Raw genomic sequence first — 2,177 nt, 5'->3', positions numbered from 1 at the left:
TCCGATTATTTTCGGGTCGCACATTCAGTGAATGTGATTCCCTCTTATTTATTTTGCGAGTGAATATAAGTGATAAGTATTACCATTTGCATTAAATTTACATTCTTTGCATTTGCAAAGTTTTGTAAAGAACTCTCTGATGAAGAACCGCTCATACGAGATCCAGATCACAAATCGAGTTCACTTCATTGTTACCCGTTATTGTCTGAACACCAAACTCACGGTTAAACCACCTTGAGAACGATTCTCTGCATTGACGGAACCACCCATCATTCGCATCGATTCCTTAACAATCGCCAGTCCAAGCCCGTATCCACCAAGCTTTTTGTCTCGCGAGGCATCCAAGCGGGTAAACGGGTTAAAGATATCAGACAACTTGTTCTCTGGGATGCCTGGTCCATCGTCAGAGACAGACATAACCAGATAAGCCTGCCCATTGATTTCTTGATTAGTCAGAGTCACTTCGATCCGAGCATCTTCACCCGCGTATTTGATAGCGTTGCCAACTAGATTATTCAGACAACGCACCACGAGAGTATCTTCACAGTAAGCTCTCGGCTCGGTCACACGAGAAACAAATACAATGCTCTGTGATTCCCTCAAATCGATTTTGCAACGCTCAACTTGTGGGGCTAGTAGCACTTCAAGATCACTACGCTTGGTCTCTTTGTCGTAGCGAGCATTCTCAAGGCGACTAAATTCCAAAATGTCACTGATTAGATGATTCAGCTCTTTGGCTTCGTCTTCCAACCGCGTCACTAGTTCTTGTTCGCTTTCACCAACTCTTTTACGCAATAGGTGCAAAACCAAGTTCTGTCTAGCAAGAGGCGTTCTTAGTTCATGGGACACATCGCGAATCAAAAGACGTTGCTTCTCCGCTAGCGAGTGAATCTCTTTCGTCATGTGGTCAAAGTCTTGCGCGAGTTCATTAAATTCTCGCGTGTTGGACTTTAGCTCCTGCACAACACTGACATTAAAATCGCCGTTAGAAAGCTTCTTGCTCGCCTCTCTGAGTCTGTCCAACGGTTGCTGTAAGTTGCGTGCCATTAAAAGCGAGAACAAAGCCAAAATCACGGCGGCAATCACCACTTTGATAATGGAAAAGTACAGTATGAAGTCATTCGCAGGATGTAAGCGATGCGGCAGTTGAATGACTAAGTTGTGCTGCTGAACCAATGGAATGCTGATGATTGGTCGATTCACTTTGTCTTCCAATTGATCATCAATGCTGCGTTTGAATTGGAGCTTAAATTCAAAATGTGGATGCATGAGACGATGCGTCACTGGTTGAAGTTGCTCGTTCAGTACAAACAAATAGAACTGCTGCGCGTTCGCCCAATCAGCCAACTCATCCATGTCGCCATGTTCAATCAACACGTTGGCTTGGTGAGCAAGATCCAACATTTCCATTTTGACGCTATTTGGAACTTTCAACATAGCTTTCACCAAGGCTTGTTCCGCTAACGCTTGCACCAGCAAAATGCTGATGACTATCGCGGTCATGTAACTGAAAAGCTTAAACGCAAGGCTGTCTTTGCGTTTTGCTATGTAGGATGGACACACCAGCTTCATCACGCGCCCACAGATTCTAAATAACTGTAGCCTTTGCCTCGAAACGTTTTGATGTGCTGTTTAGATAAGCCCGCTTCAACCAATTTTCGGCGAATGTTACTGATGTGCATATCTAGGTTGCGATCAAACGGGCTGAGTTCTTTTTTCAACACTTCTGTCTGTAGCTCAGCTTTGGAGATAACCACGCCTTGATTCTTAACCAAATGGCTCAAAAGCTCCGCTTCTGTGCTAGTCAACGGTAAGCTGGTTAGCTGATCACTGATACTCTGGGCGGTATTACAAATGGTTTGGCGTTGACGCTCCAAGCCCACTCGACGCAGGATCGCTTTGATGCGCATTAGCAACTCAGCAACATTGAATGGCTTACCAATGTATTGATCGGCCCCCGCTTGATAGCCATCCAGCATCGAGTTTTCATCGTTCAATGCTGTAAGCATCAGAATTGGCGTAGCAAATCGTTGGCAAATACGACGAGCAACTTGCATCCCATTTAAGCTTGGCAACATCACATCGAGCAACACTAAATCGACTGGCGTTTTCTCCATGTACTGCAGCGCGCTTTCACCACAATGCACAGAAGAGACGGTATATCCTTCATCTTGCAA

General features: G+C 45.0%; 2 protein-coding genes. Both read right to left on the bottom strand.

The window, feature by feature from the left end:
- Positions 1–198 precede the first annotated feature (198 nt).
- On the bottom strand, positions 199–1,572 hold the full coding sequence (locus R7E00_RS22530; RefSeq protein WP_025626267.1) for a sensor histidine kinase: 1,374 nt from the start codon (positions 1,570–1,572) through the stop codon (positions 199–201).
- Positions 1,572–2,177, bottom strand: a 606-nt coding sequence (locus R7E00_RS22525; RefSeq protein ID WP_318124481.1) for a response regulator transcription factor, incomplete at its 5' end; no start/stop codon positions are given. The genes R7E00_RS22525 and R7E00_RS22530, both read right to left, overlap by 1 nt.

The organism is Vibrio sp. Vb1755 (genome assembly GCF_033338635.1).
Classification (GTDB): domain Bacteria; phylum Pseudomonadota; class Gammaproteobacteria; order Enterobacterales; family Vibrionaceae; genus Vibrio; species Vibrio alginolyticus.
Note: the sequence above shows the minus strand (reverse complement) of the source record. Positions and strands in the feature narration are given on the sequence as shown.